The sequence below is a fragment of the Paenibacillus sp. NAIST15-1 genome, from assembly GCF_001894745.1.
Lineage (GTDB): Bacteria > Bacillota > Bacilli > Paenibacillales > Paenibacillaceae > Paenibacillus_B > Paenibacillus_B suaedae.
In genome coordinates, this window is record NZ_BBYF01000014.1 from 114,741 (window position 1) to 140,549 (window position 25,809).

The window sequence follows — 25,809 nt, forward strand, 5'->3', positions numbered from 1 at the left end:
ATATAAAACTTACAAGATTGCGAGGGAAAAATGTTGGATATTCATGAGTTTTCAAGCAAATTCGCCGAAGCTACGAAAGCCATGGCTCCTCAAGAACGAGCAGCGATCATGAAGCTGTTCCAAGGAATTTCTAAGGGGCTATCAGATAAGGGAGCTCAGTCGCAGGTCGAAAACAGCCTCGGTAAGCTTCATAAGGAAGAATGCGCATACCCGGAAGGAATGACCGAGCGTTTGCGGGCTTTGAAAGAACATTATTTGACCGCTACGCCAAGCATTACAACCTTCCGTGCCAGAGCCTTTACTCAGGTATACAAGGAAAATCCAGGTCTGCCATCGATCATGCTGCGTGCCAAGGCTTTCCGCAAAGCGTGTGAAGAGGCTCCGCTGCTCATCCAGGACAACGAGTTGATCGTTGGTCATCCTTGCGGCGCGCCGCGCGCGGGCGCCTTCTCGCCTGACATTGCTTGGCGCTGGACCCGGGATGAGCTCGATACCATTCACAACCGTCCTCAGGATCCGTTCTATATCTCTGAGGAAGACAAGCGGATCATGCAAGAGGAACTGTTCCCATTCTGGGAAGGCAAATCGGTGGATGAAATATGTGAGCAGCAATACCGCGATGCTGGTCTTTGGGAGTTTTCCGGCGAAGCATTCGTCAGCGATCTTTCCTATCATCAGATTAACGGCGGCGGAGACTCCAACCCCGGCTACGATGTCATTCTAATGAAGAAAGGGATGCTGGATATCCAGCGGGAAGCCAAGGAGCATCTTGCGAAGCTGTCCATGCAAAACCCGGAAGACATCGACAAAATCTATTACTATAAATCCGTGCTGGACACAACCGAAGGCGTAATGGCGTATGCCAAACGGATGTCTGACTACGCATACCAGTTGGCTGCTAAAGAAACCAATCCGAAGCGCAAGGCTGAGCTGCAAAAAATCGGCGAGATCAACGCTCGCGTGCCGGCTCATGCGCCGACTACATTCCATGAGGCAGTGCAATCGGTCTGGACCGTAGAATCTCTGCTCGTGGTGGAAGAAAATCAGACAGGCATGTCTGTCGGTCGTGTGGATCAATATATGTATCCTTTCTATGAGGCGGACAGAAAAGCTGGCCGTCTGACAGAGTTTGAAGCTTTCGAGATTGCAGGCTGTTTCTTAATCAAATGCTCGGAAATGATGTGGGTTTCCAGCGCGGGTGGCTCCAAGTTTTTTGCCGGCTACCAGCCGTTCGTCAATATGTGTGTAGGCGGGCAAAAACGAGAGGGCGGCGACGCCACCAACGACTTGACTTATCTGCTCATGGATGCAGTACGTCATGTCGGCGTTTATCAGCCTTCGCTCGCTTGCCGTATCCACAATAGTTCTCCTCAGAAATATTTGAAGAAGATTGTGGATGTCGTCCGTGCGGGATTGGGCTTCCCGGCCTGCCATTTCGATGATTCCCACATCAAGATGATGCTGATGAAGGGCTGCAGTATCGAAGATGCCCGCGATTACTGTCTGATGGGCTGTGTGGAGCCGCAAAAATCCGGACGCTTGTATCAGTGGACCTCCACTGGATACACCCAGTGGCCGATTGCCATTGAGTTCGTCCTTAATCGTGGCAAAATGCTCTGGCACGGAAGCAATCCGGGATTGGACATGGGCGATTTGAGCAACTTCAAGACCTATGAAGCATTTGAAGCAGCGGTGAAGAAGCAGGTAGAATACATCACCGAGCTTTCCGCAGTCGGTACCGTAATCAGCCAGCGCGTGCACCGCGATTATGCGCCGAAGCCGCTTATGTCGATCATGTATGAAGGCACAATGGAGAGCGGCCGAGACGTTTCCGCTGGCGGCGCCATGTATAACTGGGGACCTGGCTTGATCTGGTCCGGTCTGGCAACTTACGCCGATTCGATGGCTGCCATCAAGAAGCTGGTTTACGATGACAAAAAATATTCGCTCGAGCAAATCCGTGATGCGTTGCTGGCCGATTTCGAAGGTTATGAGCAGATCCACAGGGATTGTTTGGATGCGCCAAAATTCGGCAACGACGACGATTATGCCGATCGCATTGCCGCCGATATCACGGGGTGGACGGAGAACTATCACCGCAACTTTAAAACGCTGTACTCTACCTTCAGCCATGGTACGCTTTCGATTTCGAACAATACGCCTTTCGGCGAGATGACAGGTGCTACCGCCAATGGGCGCAAGGCTTGGCTGCCGCTGTCCGACGGTATCAGCCCGACTCAGGGGCATGACAAGAAGGGTCCGACGGCTATTATCAAATCAATTAGCAAAATAGATGTTGAGGCCATGAATATTGGTATGGTGCATAACTTCAAGCTATTGCGCGGTTTGCTGGAAACACCTGAAGGAGAGAACGGACTGATTAATCTGCTCAGAACAGCCTCCATTCTCGGAAACGGTCAAATGCAGTTCAGTTATGTGGATAATGAAACGCTGATTAAAGCGCAGCAAAATCCTGATCAATACCGTGATTTAATCATTCGGGTCGCTGGCTATAGCGCGTACTTCGTGGAATTGTGTAAAGAAGTGCAGGATGAGATCATCAGCAGAACGATGATTGAGCATTTCTAAAATAGCCCCGTGCCTCTTCTCTGGCGCTGACGCCGGGGAAGAGACATTCTGGCATTTAGATATGCGGAAAGGGAGGAGCCACAGCTATGGAGTCAGGTATGCCGGAAAGGCAGGCACGTATTTTCAACATTCAAAAATATTCCATATACGACGGCCCCGGTATCCGGACGCTTGTTTTCTTCAAGGGATGTCCCCTGCGCTGTCAGTGGTGTGCGAACCCGGAGGGTTTGGAAAAGAAATATCAGGTGATGTACCAGCGGGATTTGTGCAACGATTGCGGCGCATGTGTTGCGGCGTGTCCCCGGGGAATCCACCGTGTGGACACTTCCGGCTCGCAGGAGCCGTCCAAGCCGCAGCATGTGGTGGACCGGAAGATCGAGTGCATGGGCTGCCGGGAATGTGAGAAGGTTTGTCCCGCACGGGCGCTCTCAATCGTCGGGATGAATATGACAGTATCGGAAATTGTGGAAATTGTAGAGCAGGATATGCTGTTCTACACGACGTCTGGGGGCGGCGTTACGTTGGGCGGCGGCGAAGTATGTGCGCAGTCTGAGTTTGCGGTCAATTTGCTCAAGGAATGCAAGCGCTCCGGAATCCATACGGCCATTGAAACCTCTGGGCATACCAGACCGGAAGCGATTTTGGCCATGGCCGAATATACCGATCTGATCTTGTATGATCTGAAACACATGGATTCGGAGCGCCATTTTCAACTGACGGGTGTACGCAACGAGCGCATTCTCGACAATTTGCGGGAACTGATCACCCGCAAACATAACGTTGAGGTGCGAATGCCGCTAATGAAGGGGCTCAATGATGATGAGGACACCATCCGCAAAACGGTGGAGTTTCTGCTTCCCTATAAGGAATACCGGAATTTCCAAGGTATCGATTTGCTCCCTTATCACAAGCTGGGGATTAACAAATACAGGCAATTGGACATGGTTTACAACGTTGAACGCGATTTAAGTCTTAATGAAGCCGATCTGGAGCGTATTGAACGTCAAATCAGCCAATACGATTTCCCGGTACGGGTTATCAAACATTAAGTGCATGCTTTCAAAGCCAGTTTTATTCGATAAAGCTACCGTTTTACAGGCTCGCAATACTTTTAGGAGGAGGCGAGGTCTTTGATGCAGCAGCCTGCTGGGCCGGATCTCGGGCGGATCATTCAGGAGTCGGTGCCGGGCAAACAAGTGACGCTGGCCCATATGATTGCTTCACCCGTGCCTGACATGTATGAAAGACTGGGCATCGATGAAGCGGGGGCTATTGGTATATTAACACTGTCGCCCAGCGAAACCTCCATTATAGCCGCCGATATCGCGACAAAGGTGGCAGATGTGAAAATCGGCTTTCTGGATCGCTTTGCTGGTTCGGTGCTTCTCACCGGAGATATAGCCAGTGTGGAAACGGCGCTGCGGGCCATCATTGAGACGTTGGGCGATAGTCTTGGTTTTACGACGGCGGAAGTTACACGGACATGAAAAAACGTATATTGCTGGTTATCGGGGAATTGAAACGTTATTTGTTCGGGTAATAAGAGTGGAGTTGATACCATGAAATTTATTACCGAAATGGAATTGCGCAATATGTACAGGCTAGAGCCTTTTACATCATACATGGTGGAGCATGGAAGCCGATTGACGCCGGAGGCGCGCCAGTTTTTGACGGATCGCCAGATCGCCGTGTCCTATGGGACGCTAGAGCAAAATCAAGAACAAAAGAAAGAGCCACTCCCGAATCCAGAGCGACAGGCGAAAAAGCCGGATTGGCGGCGTGGAAAGCTGCGCTGTCAGATGCAATCCGTCTCAGCCCTGTTCTTGTTAACCGGGCAGGAGCTGCTGGAGCGGGATGTGCTTCTGGCCCAGAAGGTGCTAGAGCTGTCAAGGCAGTTTTCGGCCCTTCATAAAAGGGAAGGAGGCGGCACATCCACTGCCGACTTATCTTTCCAGGGTTGTACCGGTATTACAGCCGATGTTCTTTTTGAGGATGCAGGAGATTGCTTTGAGGTAACCGAGTTTCACATTCAATTGGAGAAAGGCAGAGAAATTGCGTTGCTCCACCGTCTGCGCTGCGCTTTGCGGGATCTTGGGTTTGGGATGTTGGAAGCCGCAGCAGGCAGTCCTCAAGAAAAGCCGGAGGAATCTATTGTTGCTGGAATCAACTTTATGATTAATGAATTGAGCTCGCTTATTTGCAGAACTACAGGAGGTGGAACATGCCAGAGACAAAACCCTTTGCATACTGCGATCAACTCGTAAAGCAATTTGAAGCGGTCATCCAGAAGCCGATTCCTGGACGGTCTTCGTTCTACTATACCGGTGTGGATCTGGGAACGGCCTGTGTGGTGCTTACGGTGTTGGATGATTCTCGGAAGCCGGTGGCGGGAGCTTACCGTTACGCCGATGTCGTCCGCGACGGAATGGTGGTGGACTACCTTGGAGCGATTCAGATCGTGAGGGAGCTTAAAGCACAGTTGGAGCAGCAATTGGGTACAGAACTTGAATATGCAGCTTCGGCGATTCCACCGGGTACCGATTTACTGGATGCTGGCGCCATCAAGCATGTGATCCAAGGTGCGGGTTTTGAAGTTACGGCTTTACTGGATGAACCTACGGCGGCTAATGCCGTGCTGCAAATATCCAACGGAGCCATTGTAGACATTGGCGGCGGAACGACTGGCATTTCGATTCTGAAGGATGGCAAGGTTGTCTATGTCGCAGACGAAGCAACGGGAGGCACCCATTTTTCTTTGGTGGTTGCCGGGGCATACCAGATGAGTTTTTCTGAAGCGGACTGCTTTAAGCGCGAACCTGCCCATCACCAAGAATTGCTGCCGCTGCTTCGGCCGGTTATTGATAAGGTTTCCTCTATCATCAACCGCCATGTGGTGGGCCATGAAGTCAAGGAATTGTACTTGGTAGGCGGAACCTGCTGCTTGACCGGTATGGAGACGATCATTGAGCAGAGGACTGGCATTGCTACCAATAAGCCTAGCAACCCACTGTTTGTCACGCCACTGGGCATTGCTCTGAATTGCACGCGGGAGGCGATGTAAGTGGAATTTCGGATTATCAAATCTCCATCCAAGGGGACGCTGGACATTTTGCTTCGTCGCAGAGGAGCGCCCAGTAGCCGGGAAGTTCCCCAATGCGACGCGGTCGGTCTGGTACAGGGAAGGCTGATTGACATGGTATGGGCCGCTGATGTAGCTGAAAAAGTGGTGGGCGTGACAGTGGAGGATATTCGCGGCAGCTGCCCGCAGAACATGATTCTTCTCGCTATTTTTGGTGACACGGCTTCTGTGGAGGACGCCATCGCCGAGATTAAGCAGAGAAGCGGAAAAGCGGGGAGGACGGACTGCTATGATTGCCGCTGAATTGATTCACAATATCTGGTCTACCCGTAAAGCAGATTCCCTTGTGGGAATGAAACTGATGCTGGCCGAGGTGATAGGAGGAAGCGACGACGGGCGCCGCTTGATCGTAGTCGATACGATCGGCGCTGGCATAGGCGATCGAGTGATTGTCTGCACCGGCTCTTCGGCCCGCAAAATGCTGCATACAGACGATGTCCCTGTAGATGCCGTCGTCGTAGGCATCATCGACGCGGACTGCATGTTTGAATAAATATTCGAACAGAAATCTTATAGAGGTTATTCAAAAAGCCCCCCTTTGATCACGAAGAAACACTGAATGCATATTCGACATCGAATCTTGAATTCAGCCGGGCCTAGGTAGAAGCTTCCGAAGCATGTTTCCTGCGGAAACATTTCAGGTGCTCACGTACCCAAAACGTACGCTCCGCTCCTTAGGTCCTAGCTTCATCCAACTGAAGCGTTTTGAAAAAATGCACATCGGAAGCATAAGCTTCGGTGCTGAAAGTTTGACTTTTTGAACACTTACTTATAATTCGAAAGGGGGCGAGAACTGTGAAAAAACTGATTTGCGCTGCGGATGTGGAAGAATGGGTGTCTTCCGGACAGAAGCGGTGCTGCATTGACCGAAACACGATTGTGACACCGGCAGCCCATGATAAGGCAAGGGAGCTGGGTCTGGAGTTTACCGATGAGCCATGTGGCACTTTGAGTTCCGAGGCCGCGGGCAGCGAAACTCAGGATGATCTCGACATGAATGCCATTTTCAAATTTTTCAAGATGTTATCGGAAAAAGGAATGGTTGAAAAGCTGTTAGGGATGACTCTTGATCCACCTTATCAGGCGGAGACGGATCCGACGGGCTTAAAACTTGTACGGGGCCGAACGGTAAAAATGGAAGCTTACGATACGGGAACATCTGGTGCCAAGGTATACCGTCAAGAGGTAATCGGGAAGCCGGATTGTTCCATAAGCGCAGGGTTTATGACTGTCGATCACGGTTGCTTTCAGCAGGAGACGGCCCACGAAGAAACTTATATCGTGATGGAAGGCACGCTCGATGTCACTTTGAACGAGAGAACCTTCACCGCTCATGAAGGGGATGTACTCTTCATCCCCAAAGGGGTGAAGGCGATCAAGGGATCGTCGAACTGCGCGAGGATGTTTTATATGACTTATCTGGCGGGCGGTCCTGATCGGAAGCTACAGTAACTGGAGGTGATAGCATGCAGGCGCTTGGATTAATTGAAACGCGGGGACTTCTGCCGGCGATTGAATGTCTGGATATCATGCTCAAATCAGCTCAGGTAGAACTGATAGAAAAGTGCAATGTGGGTGGCGGGCTAGTGACCATCGCGGTAACCGGCGATGTTGGCGCTGTTCAAGCATCCGTGGAGGCGGGTGCCTCCGCGGCGCAACAATTGGGCAGTGATGTGCTTATCAGCCGACATGTTATTCCAAGACCCCACAACGACATAGCGAGCATCATCGGCCGGCGCAGCGTTTCGAATTTCACCAAGGAGAAGGACGAGCTGGCGCTGCCAGTACAGCATACTCAGGCGGCGGAACAGTTTCCAAAGCAGCTGCCTGAGCAAACACCAGAGCAGACCTCGAAACGTTACACAGCGTCTGATGTTCAACTGGGCGATGCGCCCAATATTCCACTAGACACGGCTCCTAAGGTTCCACTGGAAGCAGCGCCCGAAGTCTCATTCAATATCGGTGGTGATGAAGACTTCCCTGTACTAACAGCCGATCACGCTCAGGCTCTTGCGTCTAAAGACGTCAGTCCAGAAACAGACAATCAAGATCCGGTAGATGGAGAGCAGGCAGTGCTGGGCAGTCCATTCAAACACCAGATTGACGTGCAGGTAAAGGAAGCAGGGCTTGACAAAGCAATGGAGCTGCTGGAAACGATGACAGCCGTGAAGCTGCGCGGACTGGCCAGAGAGTACGGCCCTGCGTATGGGATGAGCATGACGACGATTTCCAAGGCAAACAAGGTGAAACTGCTCAAGCGGTTCCGCCATTATTATCAACAGTAAACAGTAAGCGAGAGGAGGATGTTTCACTTGGAAAATTATGATTATGATTTGCAATCGATTCAGGAAACGCGGGATTTGGCTCGTACAGGAAAAGCAGCCGCCGATATCCTTGCCGGGTACGATGCTGAACAGATTGACAGAATTGTACAAAACATGGTGCGGATAGCGGAGGTTAACGCCGCCGAACTGGCTGCGCTAGCAGTGGAGGAAACAGGATTTGGCAAGATTGAGGATAAGATCTTCAAAAACCGTCTGGCTTCCACGGAGCTGTATGAATCCATTCGGGATACGAAAACGATTGGGGTTATCCGTGAGGATAAAACAAATCAATTAATAGAGATTGCCGAGCCTGTCGGACTGCTCATGGGTATTATTCCATCAACAAATCCGACATCCACTACGATATTCAAATCGATTATTGCAATAAAGGCTCGTAATGGAATCATCTTTTCGCCGCATCCATCGGCAAAGAAATCCATTATGCGGACCGCCGAACTCATGCATGCAGCCGCTGTTGAGGCAGGGGCTCCCGAAGGAATCATTGGCTGCGTTGCCATGCCTTCTATGCCGGCGACACAGGAACTGATGAAGTGTGAGGAAATCGCCATGATTATCGCCACAGGCGGCTCGGCGATGGTGAAATCTGCCTATAGTGCGGGTAAACCGGCGCTGGGTGTGGGACCGGGTAATGTACCGGCCTATATAGAGCGCACCGCTGATATTCCAAAAGCAGTAGCGAATATCATAGCCAGCAAAACCTTCGATTACGGAACAATCTGCGCATCTGAACAGGCTGTTATCGTGGAAGAATGCATCCGTCCTCAGGTGATCGCGGAGTTTGAGCGTCAGGGCGGTTACTTTATGAATCAGGAGGAGACTGCCAAAGTCGCGTCCAAGCTGTTTGTAAAAGGCCATGCCATGAATTCAAAACTGGTGGGACGTTCGCCTCAGGTGATTGCAGAAGCGGCCGGCATTCAAATTCCTGAAGGGGTCAAGGTGCTGTTAGGTGAACAGCAGGGCGTGGGAGAGAAATTCCCGCTGTCCTATGAGAAGCTTACTACCGTATTGGCGTTTTACACCGTACAGGATTGGCATGAGGCTTGCGATCTAAGTGTTGGGCTGCTGCGTAATGGAGGAATAGGCCATAGCTTCTCCATCCATACACAGAATCACGATATGGTCATGGAATTTGCACAAAAACCTGTATTCCGCATTTTGGTGAATACGGGCTCCACTCAGGGCGGCGTGGGCGCAAGCACCGGGCTTGCCCCGGCCTTCACTTTGGGTTGTGGTACCTGGGGGGGCAGCGCCACTTCAGATAATGTGGGACCACAGCACTTGATTAATATCAAGCGTGTGGCTTATGGCATTAAGGACTGCACACCACAAATCCCTTATTCTGCTTCCTCTCCGCAACAGCCGAAGCAACAGGAGGATGCAATGCTGTTGAATCTGGTCGATGAGCTGATGTCTATTTTGCAGAAAAGCGGTGACTGCTAGTGGGGAGCTATGATCAAGTACTTTCATTATTAATGGAGGTGGTATCCGGTGCTGGCAAGGCTGGGGAGGAGCCGCGCTCCATCCCTTTAGGGATTTCGAATCGCCATGTGCATCTTTCTCAGGCTGATGTGGAGACGCTCTTTGGAGCTGGATATACGCTATCCAGAATGCGTGATTTGTCCCAACCTGGACAGTATGCGTGTAATGAGACTGTTACGGTCTGCGGTCCCAAGGGTGCGATTGAAAAAGTGCGGGTTCTCGGTCCAGTGCGGAAACAGACTCAGGTAGAAATTATGCGGGGAGACTGCTTTAAGCTGGGCGTGAAAGCTCCAGTGCGCTTATCCGGGGAGCTTGAAGGCACACCTGGCGTCACATTGGTCGGTTCCAAGGGAAGCGTATATATTTCCTGCGGCTTGATGGTTGCACAGCGCCACATTCATATGACGCCTAATGATGCTCTTTTCTTCGGCGTAACCGACGGAGAGATGGTCAGCATTCAATTTGATGGTCTCCGGGGCGGAGAATACAATCAGGTCGCAATCCGAGTTAGCAGTGACGCTGCTCTCGACTGTCATATTGACGTTGAAGAGGCCAACGCGATGGATCTGACATCAGCGTCTGTGGTTAAAATCATAAAAAATCGCTAGGAGGAAATGAACATGAGATCGGAAGCTCTTGGTTTGGTTGAAACAAAAGGTTTGGTAGGTTCTATCGAAGCAGCGGACGCTATGGTCAAAGCAGCCAATGTTACCTTGATTGGCAAAGAAATGGCAGGTGGAGGCCTTGTTACCGTAATGGTACGGGGCGATGTAGGTGCTGTGAAGGCAGCAACGGATGCTGGAGCCGCCGCTGCGAAGAATGTTGGGGAACTCGTGTCAGTGCATGTAATTCCTCGTCCCCACAGTGAAGTGGAGAACATCCTTCCGTCTACTAAGGCATAATTCAATAAATCATATATAAGCCTATGCTTCCGAAGTAAGTTTTGTTCGGAGCTAGCGCTTTATTCTCACAAAACTCTTAGGAGGAATGTATCATGAAATCGGAAGCATTGGGTTTAATTGAAACAAAAGGTTTGGTAGGTTCTATCGAAGCAGCGGACGCTATGGTCAAAGCAGCCAACGTCACCCTGATTGGCAAAGAAATGGTAGGCGGCGGCCTTGTCACCGTAATGGTACGAGGCGATGTAGGAGCAGTAAAAGCGGCAACGGACGCTGGTGCCGCAGCCGCACAGCGTGTAGGGGAACTGATATCCGTACATGTGATTCCTCGTCCTCACAGTGAAGTGGAAATTATTCTTCCCGCTGCTAAGCTATAATTTATATCGATGTTCTGCAAAGGGCCAAAACTCGGTAAAACGGGTTTTGGTCTTTTTATATTTGTCTGTAACAATCCGCTTGTCGAAAGCTTGTCGAAGTGGTGTATTTCTATAAATAGAGCTTTGAGGAAGGGGGATGTACTATTTCCAAACAGTTTGTAAATTGTTATAATAGAGATATTATATTGTGAAAAATTTAGCATGTAACGTCTATTTTCCCGTTCATTTTCGGTGAAAGGGTGCAACGAGATTATGCTGAAAACCGATAGTCCGATCGCAACCAAAGTATACGCACGATACAGCGGCATCCTGTCTCTTTCCAAGTTCTCGCTGCTGCTGCACGATCACAATGGAGACGTTTTGCTAGAGTTCAATCCGTCCCCTGATTTCTGCAGGCATTTTTGTTGGGAGAATCCTACGCGACCTTGTGCAGATTATTTGAAGCGCTTTAATACCGGCGAGCAGGGGCGATTTGTTTGCTGTTACGGCCTGGAGAACATTTTGCTGCCTATTATGGTCAAAGATGAAGTTGTTGGCTTCATATCGGGGATGCAAGCGTATTCCCAGGAGAGGGAATATCAGAAGTATCTGATTAACACGGCGGAATTGGCTGAAATGAAGGGGCTGGATTTGGAAGTTGTCGCGAAGGCGATATCAGCTTTTCCAACCATTGACAAGGATAAAGCAGATATTCACGAGCAGCTGTGCCATCATATTGCAAGGAATATTGCGCTCGACATCGCCGAAAGCGCGCAGGACAACACAGGGATTATCAATCGTCTGTCTGCGGAAAAGGAAATACTGGAGAAGAAAGTGATTGACTTAGAAGCAAAAAACATGTCTCTCGTCATCAATCCACATTTTCTGTTCAATACGTTGAATTCCATTGCCCGCATCGCCTATTTCGAACACTCCCATACGACGGAGGAATTGATCTATTGCCTGTCCGACTTGCTGCGATACAATGTGAAGCAGGATGATCAGCTTCATACCATCGCATCCGAATTGGATAACATTGAGAAGTATTTGTATATACAAAAGGCGCGCTTCAAAAATCGCCTGCAGTATGAAATCATTGTTCCGAATGAATTAAAGGCTTATCGCATTCCGAATTTGGTGATTCAGCCTATTGTGGAAAACGCAGTCATACATGGGATTACCCCTAAGCGTGACGGGGGAACCATTCGTCTGATTGCCGAAAAGTACAGAAATGATATCACCATTTCTGTAATAGACAACGGTAACGGGTTCTCACCGGAGGTACTCAAGCTCATTCATCAGCCGGACAGCAAAATCGGTGTTGGCTTCCGGAGTACTGATAGCCGTTTGAAGCGTTATTTCGGAGAAGAGTATGGGTTATCGATCGTGAAATCGGATTACAGCGGGAGCACGGTTAACATCCGCATCCCTACCCAACCAATTGCGAGGTGATGCAATGAGCGTAGTTATGTTTGTTGAAGATGAACCGATAGAACTAGAGTTTCTTCAATCCATCGCGCAGGAAATTCTGGGTGCTGAAGATAAGCTGCTTATTTGCGATACGGGTATGCAAGCGATTAAGCTCGCCAAACAATATCGGCCGGATATTATTTTTATGGATATCATGCTGCCTGAAATGGACGGAATATCCTCATTGCAGGAAATTCGCCGCTTTCTCCCCAATGCCTCCGTGACGATTTTGTCGGCCAGCTCGGATTTCTCCTATGCACAGGCGGCAATCAGTCTGCAGGTACACGAATATCTGCTTAAGCCTGTCAAGCCGGACAAATTGCGGCAATTGATTCGTAAGGGGCTGGAGAGGGCCGCTCAATCAGAAGAAGATGGTGTAGTCGAAACGTATCAGATAGAATCCGCTCAAGAATGTCAGCGCTTTATTCAAGAAGCCGTCGATTATATTCAGCAGAATTACAAAGATAAGCTGACCCTGCAAATGGTGGCGAGTCATGTGTACATGAATGCTCAATATTTTAGCCGCATATTCAAAAGGGAGCTCGGCGTTACATATACGGATTATGTGAACAAGCTCAAGATTGCACATGCCTGCAAGCTGCTTGAGACTACCGGGTATCCCGCCTATCGCATCTCCACAGAATGCGGCTTTACCGATCCGTCTTATTTCAACCGGGTTTTCTATAAGCAAATGAAAATGACACCGAAGGAATACAAAAAAAGTGTTCTAGCTCGAGTGTGAAGACGCTTTAATAGATAGAATCAAGGAAACTCCCGTCCGACTAAATGTCGGGTGGGAGTTTTTTTATTTAAAGATGTCGTCCTAAAAGTACGAAAAGTACCAGATTGAAGAAAAAAGTGATTCAGGAAGTCCAAACAAGAGGTACGGTTAGTGACAGGTGAAATGGCCGCATTGCTTTACAATGAAGATACATCTACGAAGACAAATCTACTTAACAGAGGTGTATGGATGATGAAGGAAGCAGTGGCTTCGGCCGGCATGCTGAAACAAAAGATGAACAGTCGTTTCCGAAGAAATGGAATCGCTTACGGACTGATTTCCGGGTTAACATTCGGCCTTTACAGTACCGTCGTTGCCCTGGCCATGATGAAGGAGCCTTTTCTGGGGGTCGTAGGCGCGTTTGCCGCTCCTATAGTGGCATCAGCGATCAATGATGCATTGGCCGCGATCTGGCTTCTGATTTGGAACTTCAAGAATGGGATGATCAAAGAAATTGGCCGCAGTCTGGTAACAATACCAGGGTTGATGGTCGCAATTGCCGCGGTGTTTGGCGGTCCAATCGCCAACGGGGCCTATCTGGTTGGAATTGATATGGCTGGAGCGGCGGCTATTCCTATTTCGGCGCTTTGTCCGATGTTTGGTGCTATTTTCGCGCGAATGTTCCTGAAGCAGAAAATTGATAAACGGGTGGCCGTCGGCATGTTCATCTGTGTTATCGGAGCTGCGCTCATTTCTTATGTCAAGCCTGAAGGTGGCGTGGATAATTTCACACTAGGCATTATTTTTGCTCTGGTGGCCGCGCTTGGCTGGGGATTGGAAGGCGTATTTGCTACCTTCGGGATGTCTATGCTTGATTCCAATATCGCCATTACCATTCGCGAGGGCGTTTCCGGACTCGTATATATTGCTGTGCTGATACCTATCTTCAGCGCGACAGATCTCTTTACTTCCGTACTTGGCTCCGTATCGCCTATGCTCATTATTGCGGCTGCAGCCCTGTTTACGGCAATCTCTTTCCTGACGTGGTATATGGCCAATAGTATGGTTGGCGTTGCAGTCGGAATGTCGCTCAATATTACCTATGTACTGTGGGGGGTTGTCTTTGCTGCTATCTTCCTCGGTAGTTCATTGACTCCAACAATAATTGCCGGCGCAGTTATTATTACACTTGGCGCGCTTTTAGTTTCGATGAATCCAATGGATCTGTTCAAGAAGAAGGAGGCGTAAGCAAATGCCATTGTTGCCGATTCGCTCCCGGGTGCTGCTTTTCATGTCCACTGTGCAGCAAGCAAATATTGATGATGCAATGGACGCATTGAAAAGCGAATATGGTGGGGAACGTCAATTTACAAGAGCAAACTTTCTGGATCATATGCTGTCCTTGCAGGCTAACGGACTGATAGACGAGGTTCATTACGAGCTGGATGCTAACGGGGAATTATGTATGTACTATGCAATCAACGATGAGGGAATTCATACGATCAATAAATACTTGCCTAAAAAATGGACGCAAAAATAAGGACAATCTCTATCGAATTAATGAAAAGGATTTTTTAGACGAACCACGAAACCCGGCCTTAGGCCGGGTTCCGTCATATGCGCGGAGTGCTCGCTTAACTTATAATCATTAGTAATGTAATTATGACCCGACCCGGAATAGCTTCGAGCCTTCGCAGAATAGCGGAACAATATTGTATTAAAATGGAAGTTACAACTCATACTAAGACAGCCTGTTTTTAATTCACACAGGAGGAGCAGATGAATATGAAAAACAAATGGCATTGTCAAACAGTTTCCCGAAAAATTTTAAACGAATTGCATTATTGATTGCAGAGTAAAGCTTTTTATGTTCACCCGAAAGGGTAATTATAAAAAGCTTTTTTCGTTTAATGAATCGTTAATGTAGCTATGGATCTAAAGCTTAAAAATTTTGTAATGAAGTAACTCTGCATATTAACGAACTTTATTTACATATAGTTCCAAATGAACTAATATAGAAAGTAATGAACCTATTTCAGAATGGCGGTTTGAGAGATGCTTCTAATTCTTTTTTCAGTCATTGAGGAAGAAAAAGATCAGTATTTTTTAATCGATTTATTTTACCGGTATTACCCTCCTATGAGAAAGAAAGCTTACGAAGTAACCAATGATTACAATGTAGTAGATGATTTAATTCAAGACGTTTTCCTAAAACTGATACCCAAAACTCCCCTTTTACAAACCATGGAATATTGCAAAAGGACTTCTTACATCATTTATTCCATTAGAAACATGGGTGTCGATTATATTAGAGCAAAGGAGCGGCAGAAATTATTAGTCAGTACAGCACAAACCGAAGATATGATTAACCGTCTTCCCGACTCTCAACTGAGCGTAGAAGAAGTGATATTCAGGAGAGAAGACAGACAGGAGATGTTTAGTAAGCTGTCTAAGCTGACGGATCGCGATATAACTTTGCTCTATTACAAGTACAATATGGATTTGAAAGATAGTGAAATTTCCCGGAAATTGGGTATCCCTGTGAATAACGTTAGACAGTATTTAACTCGAGCCAGGCGTAGAGCATTGAATCTCTTGAAAAAAGAGGTGAGGGGGAGTGACTAAAAAAATTTCAGGGAGTCATCAAGCTCTAATGGATGAGTATGATGAATTACTGCTCAAAATGGCCTAAATCAGTTAGTAGGGATTTTGAGAAACGAATAAAGCGGGGGATTTTTCTTTGTAGAATTTTCAGTTTTTTTAATATTGTTTCGGTATTAAAGGACGCACTGGGATTATCTATATGTTTAATTGCCATTCTTTTATCCATTATGTCAGTGAAAGCTGTTAGAGTTCTATTTCTGAATGTACTTGTTACGCGACCACAACCCAGTCATTCCACTTCGGATTCCTTCTTACTCTCAAAGGACGGCGGCATAAACCTGCCAGAAGCAGATGGGCTGGTTGATGCTGTTCAATTCATTGTAGTGTCCTTTTGATAAAATCCAGATGTTCCGCAGTTTCACCTCCTTTCTCGTCCCGGTACCCTCGCTTTGAACTCATTATAGCGACATTCGATTGTCGCAGAAAAACTCTTACTAATATATGCAACAAAATACAAACTTTTCCCGTCCGATCAATCATAGGTACCAAACAGTTTTGTTGAAATAAAATCTGAATAATTGTGTTGCACATATAAGCGTATGAGCGTCTTTTTTAAGGTAAGGAGTTACAAACAAGCGATTTTATACTCTTAGATTAGCCTTCTTACTAAAATTAAAAGTGAGGAGTCGATGCTAGGCAAGTTATTCATTGTTTTTGTTTATCATTACCTGATAGCTACGAGTGAGAGCAGATTGTCCGCGAACTAATGTGGTACAAATTAAAGGAAAGGAATGACGTATCATTGAAAAAGCTATTAACTGTTGCACTCATTGCAGCACTTGTCAATAGTTTGGGTAGTTCTACTGTTCTAGCTGAGAGCAACTCGCCTTTGAGCCCTGTTGAAGATACTTTGCTATCATCTGATAAGCTCAATGATTTGAACGATAAGTCTTCATCGAATGTCTTAGATTTGTCAGCGGTTGAATCTTGTTTTTCTATGGCAAAAGATATTTTGAAAAATTATTATGAACGTATTGATCTTGGCACAGATCTTAACATTCAACTTGCTATCTTCAGAAGTGACCAAAGAAGGTATTCTCCTAACAATCAGTACAGAAGCTTCATTTAATTATGTCGGAATGGAGGTACAGTCTGGGTTTGGCGAGGTATCGAATGTGGTATTTACCTATACTGATACGGGATTAACGATGTCCGATTGGTATATGCCAGATGACTATTATGATGAATTTGTCAGAGGATCATTGGAGCATTCAAGTAACCTTACAATGAACTCTATTTCAGAAAGCTCCAATATTGCTGAAAAACAAACGGAACTTGAGAAAAAAATTACTGATTATTTCTCGGTTAATCGAGAACTTCCAGTAGAAATGACTAGTACAGACGGGGTGGAGGCAACCAATCAAGTGATAACACCATTGGCTACCCTTGCTTCGTTAAATAAGACAGCTATAGCCAACTATGCAAAAAACAACAAGGCTAAAGATTCACCTGCAAGTGGCGGATCTAATGTATCTTATTACGATTTTTCTCAGATTTCCGGAAATTGGGATTGTACTAACTTTGTATCTCATGCTTTGCTTGCTGGCGGCGCAATTCCCTATGACACAAATGGATCAGGTATTTCCTCTAAGGGTTGGTACTACAGAAGTCTGAGCAATCGCTCTTCATCCTGGTCAGGTGTCCCTAACTTGCATGATTTTCTGGTGAACAATACTACAAAAGGACCGGCTGGATCCGCAACTACTTACTCAACATTCAAATATAATCCTAATTCAGGTTACCCATATGCTGTTGGAGATATCCTGCAATTCTATCTGAGTGGTTCATATAACAATTGGAGGCATTCAACTATAATCACGGAATACTACGAGACTAATACGGCTTTAGTTTTAGGAGCATTGGTAACCGGTCGTAGTGGAAAAGGTTCATATAATAATAACCAGAAGGCAGAAGAAGTCTATCCAGGTGATAGCAAAAGAGTTATCAAATTGTCTGGCTATTATAAGTAAAATTTGAAGAAGGATGCACATCACTTCAAACTATTCTTATAGAAGTGGTGTGCATCAATCCTAATGGCTGCTCCATGATCATTATTTTTTACGGGAGGGAAAAGAATGAAACGTGTTTGCCTGTTATTAGTGCTTATATTCGCTCTAAGCGCGTGTAATAATGCTGTTGGGAATACCGACGAAAAAAATACTCCTATGGAAGTCAACGTGAAGGTAGCCAAAAACACAGAAAATTCAACCATCACGAAAGAGAATGCTTTGAAGAGTTCTCTCGAATTTTTAGCAGAAGATAAAAATGGTCTGTCTGTTTGGGATTATAAAACCGCTTATGAAATGTGTGAGGGTGCTCTGTCTGCATATTACAAGGCGATTTGGAACGGCACAGATATCAACTTGGATGCTTTCTTTGATAATAAAAGCCTGAAACAATATATGCAAAAGAAAGTTACTTCCCAGCAAGAATTATTCCGTAAGAACAAACTAACCGATAATTTGGTGACAGATATCGATGTTGGTGCTAGAAAAGTGGAGCTTGTTGGTGAAGATAACCCCTATTTCTACTTCAAACTAGACACGCGCGTGAAAAAGGACGTAGGCAGCTTTGCAGAACCGACTGAATTTCTTGTACAGAACTTGAATGGAAGGTTAGTAATTACGGATTGGTATTCTAGTGGAAAGGATAGTTATGATTCTATGGTGCGTGGAGAGAATCAGACCATTGATAACCCCGATATTTGGAACAATAATGAATGGGTAAAGAAACTGGAAATTAACCGCTAATTAGCGTTTCATCACCTCGCAGTATTCCATCCTGTACCATACGCTCTATGGTTAAGCACATTGCTTGCTCTACAATGGATAACGAATCCATTCAATCCATTAACATTAGTCCAAGTGTGGAGTAGTCAACTGGACAGGCATTCTCCCTTAGTTGCCATTCTGCCAGAGCAGAATACCCCATTCTACATGTCCTAGGTAGAATGGATACACTTACGCTTATTGCAAGTGGAGTCATCTTCTTTAATTTCCATTTCCATTGGTGGCGTTCAGAATTGTATTAGGTCATGTACTCATTGAGCGATTGCAGAGTAAAGCTTTTTATGTTCCCACAAGGGTAACTATAAAAAGCTTTTTTCGTTTCATGGAGCAAATATAGAAATTAGCTTACACATTTCGATCCAAGCATTTGGATCGTTTTTTTTGTAAACATGTCAAATTCGTTTGAGAATGCACGAATATATGTCCTGTACCGCAAATTTCGACTGTGTATAGTTAAGACAATCATATTTATGAGCTTTGGATTAGAACCCAAATATATGTATAGCCGAAAGTATAAACAAGGATATTCGTTATGTATCATCCAAATCCCGGAAAACATTGACCGAATGAACGATTCAATAGAATTAACCCATAAAATGGGGACTGTTATGGATTACCCATGACAGTCTTTTCATTAGCTAAGGGGAGGGAAGTCGATGAAGGATCATAGTATGTCCCATATGCAAGCAAGCCCTGAGGTAATTACCTTTGGGGAATCGATGGCACTCATGCTGCCGACGGGAAATAAAGGAATCGAATACAGCCATACGTTGGAATGCACCTTCGGTGGGGCCGAAACCAACGTAGCCATCGGTTTGGCTAGGCTTGGCATTCGTGTCGGATGGTTCTCTCAACTAGGTGAAGATCCGCTGGCGACGATGATGATCAAAGCATTGCGGGGCGAAGGCATTGATGTCTCACGCGTGAAGTGCACAACTGCTGCTTCAACGGGTCTCATGATGCGTGAGGTAATAGCCGGACAATCCTCCGTTTATTATTTTCGGCGGAATTCGGCTGCTAGTCTGATGTCGCCTGATATGCTGGATGAGGCGTACATAGCAGGTGCTCGCATTTTGCATGTAACGGGCATTACGATGGCTATCAGCGAAACTGCATGTCAAGCGGTTATTGAGGCAGTGCGTCTGGCACGCAAGCATGGCGTTAAAGTCAGTTTTGATCCCAATCTTCGCCTGAAGCTCTGGAGCGTGGAGAAAGCTCGACAATTCATTCTGCCTCTAGCGGCGGAAGCAGACTACTTCCTGCCTGGGCTTGATGAATTGAAGCTGCTCTATGGAATTGACGACGAAAGTGCTTTGTTCGCGAAGCTGCATGAGCTTGGCAACGTATGCGTCGTCAAAGGTGGAGATCATGAAACCTATTTGTTACAGGGCGGAAAGGTAGCTAGAATTCCTTATTTCACTGCTGAACACGTAGTAGACACCGTTGGTGCTGGCGATGCCTTCTGTGCCGGCTTCCTTAGCGGTTTACTAAGAAATAAATCCCTTGAGGAATCTGTTCGCATCGGAAATCTGCTTGGATCTATTGTGATCCAGACGGAAGGCGATTGGCAGGGTCTCCCGACAATGGCACAGGTAGAAGCGAAGCTTAGTAGAAAAGCGCATGTTGAACGTTAAGTCCAATGTATCTAGTACATACAATAAAAGGCAGGGAAGCAAATTGAAGAAAATGAGTATTATTCATCGGATTCATGAAGAAGGGGTTGTCGCGGTATTACGGGGAGAGAATTGGCAGCAGGTGGTGCGACTAACCGAGGAAGCCATTGCTGGCGGCATTAAGGTGATTGAGATTACGATGACGGTTCCGCATGCACTTAAGGCGATCGAAGAGCTTGCCAACCGTTATTCATGGAATCATCCTGATTCAGCTCAGCATGCGATAATTGGCGTCGGTACGGTGCTCGATCCTGAAACGGCACGCCAAGCAATGCTAAGCGGCGCTGAATTTGTAGTGAGCCCTACGTTGAATCCAGATACGATTAAGCTGTGCAATCGTTATCGCGTTCCAATCATGCCGGGCGTTATGACCATTCACGATATCCAAAGCGCACTCGATTTAGGAGTGGAGGTCGTAAAGCTGTTCCCGGGAAGTCAATTCGGGCCAGGGATGATCAAGGATATCAAAGGCCCATTGCCTCACGCGAATGTAATGCCGACTGGCGGAGTGAATGTAGAGAACTTGGGCGACTGGATCAAAGCAGGTGCATTTGCGGTAGGAATTGGTTCGGATCTTACGAAGGAAGCCATTGAAACAGGCAATTATACACTCGTTCGTGCCAAGGCTGATCAGTATGTGAAGGCATTTAAGCAAGCGCGCAAATAAAATAATTATATGAAGCGTTCTCTTGATAAACTCAGAGAACGCTTGTTTTTTATCAAATGCATGAGCTGAAAAAAGTAAAATTCGTTTCAAAATGAACGTTTTTAGTTCTTATTTGCGACTTTCGTTCTTATTACAATGACACTATAGAACAAGACGTAATTTCTCAGAGGAGGAATAAGAAATGAAAGGTAAGAAATCACTAGGAATTAGCGCTAGAGAGACACTAGCTGGCTATATGTTTGTAGCCCCCTTAATGATCGGATTAATGGTCCTAACACTTATTCCTGTTGTGTGCTCTCTATTGCTGAGCTTTACGGAGTGGAATTTCGTAGCGGGATATGGTGCTATTAAATTCGTTGGCTTTGATAATTTTATTCGTTTGTTCCAAGACGATGTGTTTATACAAAGCTTATTGAACAACTTGGTCTTTATCATAACGGTTCCGATAACCTTGATCTTATCGCTGTTGCTGTCGATTCTCATTGACAAACATGTTTATTTCAAAGATGGATTTAAGGTTGTTTATTTCTTGCCTTATATCTCCAGTGTCGTTGCCGTCGCAATGGTATGGCAGGTTCTTTTCCATCCATCATTAGGTCCGGTAAATCAGCTGCTAATGTCATTTGGCATTGAGAATCCACCTAAATGGTTGGCAGATATCGATTATGCATTGCCTTCCCTCATGATGATTCAAGTTTGGATTATGCTTGGCTATAACATTATTATTTACATTGCTGCGCTGCAGTCCATTCCGAAGGTTCTGTATGAAGCGGCGGACATCGATGGCGCAGGAACATGGGTGAAATTTCGTCAAATCACAGTGCCAAATGTTTCACCAACGACCTTCTTCTTACTAGTAACAGGAATCATCGGTTCCTTCAAGGTGTTCGATCTCATTCAAGTATTAACGCAAGGCGGACCTGCGAATTCAACAAATGTAATCGTTTACGATTTGTATGACACTGCATTCAATCAGTTGAAAACAGGCTATGCCTCTTCGATGGCGCTCATATTGTTCCTCATTTGTTTATTCATAACAGCCGGACAATGGATTGCCCAGAAGAAATGGGTTAACTACTAGAAGAGATCTAGAACGGAGGAACAATATCCATGAAAAAAATTTCGGTTTCAAAGATCATTTTCACAATGATTATGGCTGCTATAGGACTTCTATTCCTGCTTCCTTTCATATGGATGTTATCGACATCATTCAAGCCTGAGGCGGATGTCTTTACATTCCCAATCGAATGGATTCCGAGAAACTGGAATGCACTTGAGAACTATGCGGAAGTGTGGACAGGGAGCTTCGTCAAATATTATGCAAACTCGATTTATGTAACAGTGGCAACCACTGTGCTCAATGTATCGGTGTGCGCACTTGCGGCTTATGGGTTTTCCAAAATCCAGTTCAGAGGAAGAGATACGATGTTTCTTCTCGTCCTCGCGCTTTATATGGTTCCACCTCAAGCTTCATTAGTTCCGCAGTTCCTGCTCTTCCGTTCCTTACATTTGTTTGATTCTCATCTTGGTCTTATCTTGCTGAACGGATTTAGCGTAATTGGAGCTTTCATGCTTAGGCAATTCTTTATGAGTGTCAGCAACGAATATATCGAATCAGCCAAAATAGACGGAGCCGGACATGCACGAAGCTTCTTCCAAATCGCGTTGCCGCTTATTCGTCCAGCCATCGCAACCTATGCGATCCTCAGATTTATTTGGACATGGAACGACTATCAGTATCCGCTGATTTTCTTGAAAAGCAAAGAGTTGTTTACCATTCAGCTTGGAATCAGATTGTTCGGTGACCAATATGGAGATACGTATTCCTTGATGATGGCTGGTGCTGTGTCAGCAATCTTGCCGCTGGTCATTATCTTTATCATCGGTCAGAAGCAAGTGATTGAGGGGATTGCGCTCGGAGGCGTTAAGGGATAGAAATGCTCTAGAAGATAGAAGCAGTGCAAATAGATAGTTAACGAGAAGAAATGAACCATTGCGTTCATTTCTTTTGTCTTATGGGGGAAGTATCCGGTCAAAATCGTCTGAAAAAGGTCAAAATATGAAATTGGTCGGTCATCTGAAAATAGATATATTTATTAATAAAAGCGTTTTCAACGAGTGTTTATTCATAAAACCGGATTTATCCAAGCAAGTTGGATATTCATAAAACCGGATTTATCCAAGCAAGTTGGATATTCATATAAATTATTTTAGCTATCCAAAAATGTACCTATAAGTATATAAATCTGCAAAGCTAGATTGATTATTAGAAAGGTGGGTTGATATGGGTTTTACAAGGCGAAAACCAACAGTGATCATATGGTTTACAGCCGTAATACTAATTGTACTTGCTGTATTCATGATAATTTTAACTAACAAAAAAGCTGCATTGCCTGAGAATTGGTTGTTTACAGTGGATGGATACGCTGTGACAGATGAAGAATTTCTATTTTATATCAACGACCAGAGAGCGGTAACAGTAGATTATTTCTACAGAACCTATGGTGCGCAAGTAGATGAAGGCTTCTGGACACGTCAATACGGAAAAAATCAGGAAACACCATCTGAGTATGCCAAAAAATCTGCGATGACTGCATTGCTAAGAGTTAAACAGGAGCAAATTATTGCTGACGAGCGGGATATTGCCCCATACAAAAGTTTTGACGAGCTGAAATCCGACATGGTGGACGAAAACAAGAAGCGGGCTGAGATGGAGGATATAGGGGATACTTACTACGGTTTACCTGAGTTAGATTTATACCAATACATGCAGTATGTAAGTGGCGCCCGTTGGCTGGAGTTGGTTGAAACCCAGGTCCAAAAAACGAAAATGGGCGATGCTGAGTTACAAGATGAATATGCTTCAAGGAGCGCAGAATATGTTCGCACTGCTGATGAATTAACGGTCATGCTCGCAACAAATGGACAAGCAATGGAAGAGAAAGTACTAGATCGATTGGATATATCCAAGGATGATACGGAATCTCTACACTTTTGGGAGTCATTGGCGGCCGCCTCTGTAGGTGAGACGGTAATCGGTAAATATATGGGTGAGGATGTCATCGCCACATTAATGACAAAGCCGGAAATAACCAACCTTACACTGGAAAAAGTGAAAGATTCCATGATATACGGGCGGGCTGAATTTGACTTGCGGGCGTTGATTGCATCTAGAACTGATAAGGCGAAGATTGTGTATAACGGCCATCAATTCAATGAATTAGAAGTGAAATAGGTTACATTCTATTCTTACGTTTATATAAATCTGAATCTATTTTGGTTCTCATAGGTTCAGATTTATATAAATATGAATTCATAGAAAAGGAGATTGCCAGATGAGACGATCCAAATGGATGCAAAAAGCTTTATCGATTGTTACGGCAGCAACTTTGACATTCTCAGGTCTGACTGGTTTAATGCCTGTACCTGACGTTTCGGCTGCAGAGAGAGTGGTTGAATCTTTTGACTCTGTTGCACTGGACCTGACACAAGCGACGGATCATGCAGGCAGAGTGAACCTTACTTACAAAGGTGCACCATTAAGCAATCTGATTAAAGGGCCGGTTATCGATGCGTTCAGCTATGATTCAAGCAATTCGAACTTACTAACGGTTGATGATAATGGAAACGTTACATTAGCCAATGGTTATACATTTGCAGCTCCGAGTGAACCAGGCATCCCTGTGACGATCACAGCCACGACGAGTTATTATCATGACTCAGATGTGTTATTCATGGAGGACTTCGAGAACAACAATGGTCCGCTGACATCAACGAGTAAACTTGGTTCATCATTTACACTGTCCAATGCCCAATCGCGTTCTGGTTTGAAAGCGATTACACCATCAAGTGCAACGAATACGGAAAATGTAAGCCAAGACGTGGTTTTACCTGCCGGAAGCAACTATAAAATGGCAGCTTGGTATTACGATCCGTATCCGGATGAGGAGAAGACAGCGACTGCCAGAACCCAATTTGCGATTTTGGATGGTAAAAACGCCACCTTCGCCGGGACATTCTATCAAAGTTCACAGGTCGACGTTATTCATAATCCGACGAAATATACGTGGGCATTTGCACCATTATCAGCTGGTTCAGCAGCGAAACGTTGGAAGGACAGCGGGGTTGAACGTTCCACAGGCTGGCATAAATTTGAGTGGCTCATTACACCGAATGGTGCGACTTTGCAAATTGACGGAAATTCGATACCTGATTCAGCACAGTACGATATTTATAAAGCGATGAAGAGCGGAACAACCATTCAACCTAAAATCGCTGGGGGATGGAATAACCAATCAGGCAACATCTCTTATGTTAATAATAAACATCTTATCGACGACTTTTATGTTGTAAAAGACGTCGCTCCAGTAACGGGTACTAGAACATTAACATTGAAGTTAGCACCTCCAGGTGGAGTGTCAGATTTGGAAATTATCACACAACCAGTAGCGGCAAAAGTTAACCTAGGCGAGACAGCAACATTTAGCGTTACGACATCAGCCGCTGCTGCATCATACCAATGGTATGTATCTAACGACGAAACGGGGTTAAACGGGGAGGAAGTCGTCGGAGCCAATGATGCGGTATTAATGCTGACAAATGTTGACTCAGCTACACAGCAAGGTAAGTTTTATTATTGTCTAGTGACTACCGCAGAGGGAGTTGTGAAGTCCCACGCAGCACCGTTGTTGATTCAGACAAATACTGAGGTGAATGCGCCAATTAACCCGACGCTTGACCCGAACACGGGTATTTATACAGGCGGTTCCAATTACGGGGATACCCTTGTAACACTGTTCAAAGATGGTGGACCCGTTGGTTATTATTTATCTAAAAATGGGGGGCCCGACCAGCTTAACAATCATGAAAGACATCATGTTCTGCCATATGCGAGGGCATTGGGAGCGGGTAATTATACCGTTTCAGCCATCGTCATGAATACAGAAAAAAACATTAGTGAAGAAGTTACAGCTCCCTCAAAATGATTAAGTTTCCTCACTCAGACTCATGAATTCGCA

General features: G+C 45.9%; 27 protein-coding genes. All 27 read left to right on the top strand.

The window, feature by feature from the left end:
- Positions 1-30: 30 nt before the first annotated feature.
- The gene (cutC, locus tag PBN151_RS23165; protein WP_227774989.1) at positions 31-2,589 is read left to right on the top strand and encodes a choline trimethylamine-lyase; all 2,559 of its coding nucleotides are present in this window, start codon (positions 31-33) and stop codon (positions 2,587-2,589) included.
- A gap of 98 nt (positions 2,590-2,687) precedes the next feature.
- Positions 2,688-3,638, top strand: a complete 951-nt coding sequence (gene cutD, locus PBN151_RS23170; protein ID WP_227775000.1) for a choline TMA-lyase-activating enzyme — start codon at positions 2,688-2,690, stop codon at positions 3,636-3,638.
- 84 nt (positions 3,639-3,722) lie between these two features.
- Positions 3,723-4,076: an ethanolamine utilization microcompartment protein EutS gene (gene eutS / locus PBN151_RS23175; RefSeq protein WP_021255526.1), complete on the top strand. Its 354-nt coding sequence runs from the start codon at positions 3,723-3,725 to the stop codon at positions 4,074-4,076.
- A gap of 72 nt (positions 4,077-4,148) precedes the next feature.
- Complete coding sequence (locus PBN151_RS23180; protein ID WP_072730880.1) at positions 4,149-4,853, top strand: cobalamin adenosyltransferase; 705 nt, start codon at positions 4,149-4,151, stop codon at positions 4,851-4,853.
- The gene (gene eutJ, locus PBN151_RS23185) at positions 4,811-5,650 is read left to right on the top strand and encodes an ethanolamine utilization protein EutJ (RefSeq protein ID WP_072730881.1); all 840 of its coding nucleotides are present in this window, start codon (positions 4,811-4,813) and stop codon (positions 5,648-5,650) included. The genes PBN151_RS23180 and eutJ overlap by 43 nt, the downstream gene beginning before the upstream one ends.
- Positions 5,651-5,971: a BMC domain protein gene (locus PBN151_RS32060; RefSeq protein ID WP_065294151.1), complete on the top strand. Its 321-nt coding sequence runs from the start codon at positions 5,651-5,653 to the stop codon at positions 5,969-5,971. It abuts the gene before it with no gap.
- The gene (locus PBN151_RS23195; RefSeq protein ID WP_072730882.1) at positions 5,958-6,221 is read left to right on the top strand and encodes a EutN/CcmL family microcompartment protein; all 264 of its coding nucleotides are present in this window, start codon (positions 5,958-5,960) and stop codon (positions 6,219-6,221) included. Before PBN151_RS32060 ends, PBN151_RS23195 begins: the two co-directional genes overlap by 14 nt.
- A gap of 302 nt (positions 6,222-6,523) precedes the next feature.
- Entirely contained in the window at positions 6,524-7,180 is a 657-nt protein-coding gene (locus PBN151_RS23200) for a cupin domain-containing protein (RefSeq protein WP_072730883.1), read from the top strand.
- Positions 7,181-7,194: 14 nt separating this feature from the next.
- Positions 7,195-8,013 carry a BMC domain-containing protein gene (locus PBN151_RS32450; RefSeq protein WP_072730884.1) on the top strand — a complete coding sequence of 273 codons (819 nt, stop codon included), beginning with the start codon at positions 7,195-7,197 and terminating at the stop codon, positions 8,011-8,013.
- A gap of 27 nt (positions 8,014-8,040) precedes the next feature.
- The gene (locus PBN151_RS23210; protein WP_072730885.1) at positions 8,041-9,513 is read left to right on the top strand and encodes an acetaldehyde dehydrogenase (acetylating); all 1,473 of its coding nucleotides are present in this window, start codon (positions 8,041-8,043) and stop codon (positions 9,511-9,513) included.
- Positions 9,513-10,160 (top strand): phosphate propanoyltransferase, encoded by a 648-nt coding sequence (locus PBN151_RS23215; protein ID WP_072730886.1) that lies wholly within the window; start codon positions 9,513-9,515, stop codon positions 10,158-10,160. Before PBN151_RS23210 ends, PBN151_RS23215 begins: the two co-directional genes overlap by 1 nt.
- 12 nt (positions 10,161-10,172) lie before the next feature.
- Positions 10,173-10,454, top strand: a complete 282-nt coding sequence (locus PBN151_RS23220) for a BMC domain-containing protein (RefSeq protein ID WP_019419483.1) — start codon at positions 10,173-10,175, stop codon at positions 10,452-10,454.
- A 92-nt stretch (positions 10,455-10,546) separates the two neighbouring features.
- Positions 10,547-10,828 carry a BMC domain-containing protein gene (locus tag PBN151_RS23225; RefSeq protein WP_021255535.1) on the top strand — a complete coding sequence of 94 codons (282 nt, stop codon included), beginning with the start codon at positions 10,547-10,549 and terminating at the stop codon, positions 10,826-10,828.
- A 252-nt stretch (positions 10,829-11,080) separates the two neighbouring features.
- Positions 11,081-12,259, top strand: coding sequence for a histidine kinase (locus PBN151_RS23230; RefSeq protein ID WP_021255536.1), 1,179 nt, complete (start codon positions 11,081-11,083; stop codon positions 12,257-12,259).
- Between the two features lie 4 nt (positions 12,260-12,263).
- On the top strand, positions 12,264-13,019 hold the full coding sequence (locus tag PBN151_RS23235; protein WP_072730887.1) for a response regulator transcription factor: 756 nt from the start codon (positions 12,264-12,266) through the stop codon (positions 13,017-13,019).
- 150 nt (positions 13,020-13,169) lie between these two features.
- Positions 13,170-14,246 carry a DMT family transporter gene (locus PBN151_RS23240; RefSeq protein ID WP_021255538.1) on the top strand — a complete coding sequence of 359 codons (1,077 nt, stop codon included), beginning with the start codon at positions 13,170-13,172 and terminating at the stop codon, positions 14,244-14,246.
- 4 nt (positions 14,247-14,250) lie between these two features.
- Entirely contained in the window at positions 14,251-14,538 is a 288-nt protein-coding gene (locus PBN151_RS23245) for a hypothetical protein (protein WP_028532960.1), read from the top strand.
- A gap of 515 nt (positions 14,539-15,053) precedes the next feature.
- On the top strand, positions 15,054-15,623 hold the full coding sequence (locus tag PBN151_RS23250) for an RNA polymerase sigma factor (protein ID WP_072730888.1): 570 nt from the start codon (positions 15,054-15,056) through the stop codon (positions 15,621-15,623).
- 781 nt (positions 15,624-16,404) lie between these two features.
- The gene (locus tag PBN151_RS31480; RefSeq protein ID WP_175560781.1) at positions 16,405-16,731 is read left to right on the top strand and encodes a hypothetical protein; all 327 of its coding nucleotides are present in this window, start codon (positions 16,405-16,407) and stop codon (positions 16,729-16,731) included.
- A 79-nt stretch (positions 16,732-16,810) separates the two neighbouring features.
- Positions 16,811-17,632 (top strand): amidase domain-containing protein, encoded by an 822-nt coding sequence (locus PBN151_RS23260; RefSeq protein WP_227774993.1) that lies wholly within the window; start codon positions 16,811-16,813, stop codon positions 17,630-17,632.
- A 105-nt stretch (positions 17,633-17,737) separates the two neighbouring features.
- A complete protein-coding gene (locus PBN151_RS23265) occupies positions 17,738-18,412 on the top strand; it encodes a hypothetical protein (RefSeq protein WP_072730891.1) in 675 nt (224 codons plus the stop codon).
- A gap of 695 nt (positions 18,413-19,107) precedes the next feature.
- Positions 19,108-20,085: a sugar kinase gene (locus PBN151_RS23270; protein ID WP_072730892.1), complete on the top strand. Its 978-nt coding sequence runs from the start codon at positions 19,108-19,110 to the stop codon at positions 20,083-20,085.
- 52 nt (positions 20,086-20,137) lie between these two features.
- A complete protein-coding gene (locus PBN151_RS23275; RefSeq protein ID WP_370510449.1) occupies positions 20,138-20,791 on the top strand; it encodes a bifunctional 2-keto-4-hydroxyglutarate aldolase/2-keto-3-deoxy-6-phosphogluconate aldolase in 654 nt (217 codons plus the stop codon).
- A 181-nt stretch (positions 20,792-20,972) separates the two neighbouring features.
- Positions 20,973-21,872, top strand: coding sequence for a carbohydrate ABC transporter permease (locus PBN151_RS23280; RefSeq protein ID WP_072730893.1), 900 nt, complete (start codon positions 20,973-20,975; stop codon positions 21,870-21,872).
- 29 nt (positions 21,873-21,901) lie between these two features.
- The gene (locus tag PBN151_RS23285) at positions 21,902-22,726 is read left to right on the top strand and encodes a carbohydrate ABC transporter permease (RefSeq protein ID WP_021255544.1); all 825 of its coding nucleotides are present in this window, start codon (positions 21,902-21,904) and stop codon (positions 22,724-22,726) included.
- Between the two features lie 349 nt (positions 22,727-23,075).
- The gene (locus PBN151_RS23290) at positions 23,076-24,026 is read left to right on the top strand and encodes a hypothetical protein (RefSeq protein WP_072730894.1); all 951 of its coding nucleotides are present in this window, start codon (positions 23,076-23,078) and stop codon (positions 24,024-24,026) included.
- Positions 24,027-24,126: 100 nt separating this feature from the next.
- On the top strand, positions 24,127-25,776 hold the full coding sequence (locus PBN151_RS23295) for a hypothetical protein (RefSeq protein WP_072730895.1): 1,650 nt from the start codon (positions 24,127-24,129) through the stop codon (positions 25,774-25,776).
- The last annotated feature ends 33 nt before the right edge of the window (positions 25,777-25,809 follow it).

Coding starts and splice junctions, on each gene's coding strand:
- PBN151_RS23225 (WP_021255535.1), top strand. CDS start 10,547: ATGAAATCGGAAGCATTGGGTTTAATTGAAACAAAAGGTTTGGTAGGT.
- cutD (WP_227775000.1), top strand. CDS start 2,688: ATGCCGGAAAGGCAGGCACGTATTTTCAACATTCAAAAATATTCCATA.
- eutS (WP_021255526.1), top strand. CDS start 3,723: ATGCAGCAGCCTGCTGGGCCGGATCTCGGGCGGATCATTCAGGAGTCG.
- eutJ (WP_072730881.1), top strand. CDS start 4,811: ATGCCAGAGACAAAACCCTTTGCATACTGCGATCAACTCGTAAAGCAA.
- PBN151_RS23230 (WP_021255536.1), top strand. CDS start 11,081: ATGCTGAAAACCGATAGTCCGATCGCAACCAAAGTATACGCACGATAC.
- cutC (WP_227774989.1), top strand. CDS start 31: ATGTTGGATATTCATGAGTTTTCAAGCAAATTCGCCGAAGCTACGAAA.
- PBN151_RS23275 (WP_370510449.1), top strand. CDS start 20,138: ATGAGTATTATTCATCGGATTCATGAAGAAGGGGTTGTCGCGGTATTA.
- PBN151_RS23285 (WP_021255544.1), top strand. CDS start 21,902: ATGAAAAAAATTTCGGTTTCAAAGATCATTTTCACAATGATTATGGCT.
- PBN151_RS23265 (WP_072730891.1), top strand. CDS start 17,738: ATGAAACGTGTTTGCCTGTTATTAGTGCTTATATTCGCTCTAAGCGCG.
- PBN151_RS23220 (WP_019419483.1), top strand. CDS start 10,173: ATGAGATCGGAAGCTCTTGGTTTGGTTGAAACAAAAGGTTTGGTAGGT.
- PBN151_RS23235 (WP_072730887.1), top strand. CDS start 12,264: ATGAGCGTAGTTATGTTTGTTGAAGATGAACCGATAGAACTAGAGTTT.
- PBN151_RS23270 (WP_072730892.1), top strand. CDS start 19,108: ATGAAGGATCATAGTATGTCCCATATGCAAGCAAGCCCTGAGGTAATT.
- PBN151_RS23260 (WP_227774993.1), top strand. CDS start 16,811: ATGTCCGATTGGTATATGCCAGATGACTATTATGATGAATTTGTCAGA.
- PBN151_RS23180 (WP_072730880.1), top strand. CDS start 4,149: ATGAAATTTATTACCGAAATGGAATTGCGCAATATGTACAGGCTAGAG.
- PBN151_RS23290 (WP_072730894.1), top strand. CDS start 23,076: ATGGGTTTTACAAGGCGAAAACCAACAGTGATCATATGGTTTACAGCC.
- PBN151_RS32450 (WP_072730884.1), top strand. CDS start 7,195: ATGCAGGCGCTTGGATTAATTGAAACGCGGGGACTTCTGCCGGCGATT.
- PBN151_RS23250 (WP_072730888.1), top strand. CDS start 15,054: ATGCTTCTAATTCTTTTTTCAGTCATTGAGGAAGAAAAAGATCAGTAT.
- PBN151_RS23245 (WP_028532960.1), top strand. CDS start 14,251: ATGCCATTGTTGCCGATTCGCTCCCGGGTGCTGCTTTTCATGTCCACT.
- PBN151_RS23295 (WP_072730895.1), top strand. CDS start 24,127: ATGAGACGATCCAAATGGATGCAAAAAGCTTTATCGATTGTTACGGCA.
- PBN151_RS23195 (WP_072730882.1), top strand. CDS start 5,958: ATGATTGCCGCTGAATTGATTCACAATATCTGGTCTACCCGTAAAGCA.
- PBN151_RS23280 (WP_072730893.1), top strand. CDS start 20,973: ATGAAAGGTAAGAAATCACTAGGAATTAGCGCTAGAGAGACACTAGCT.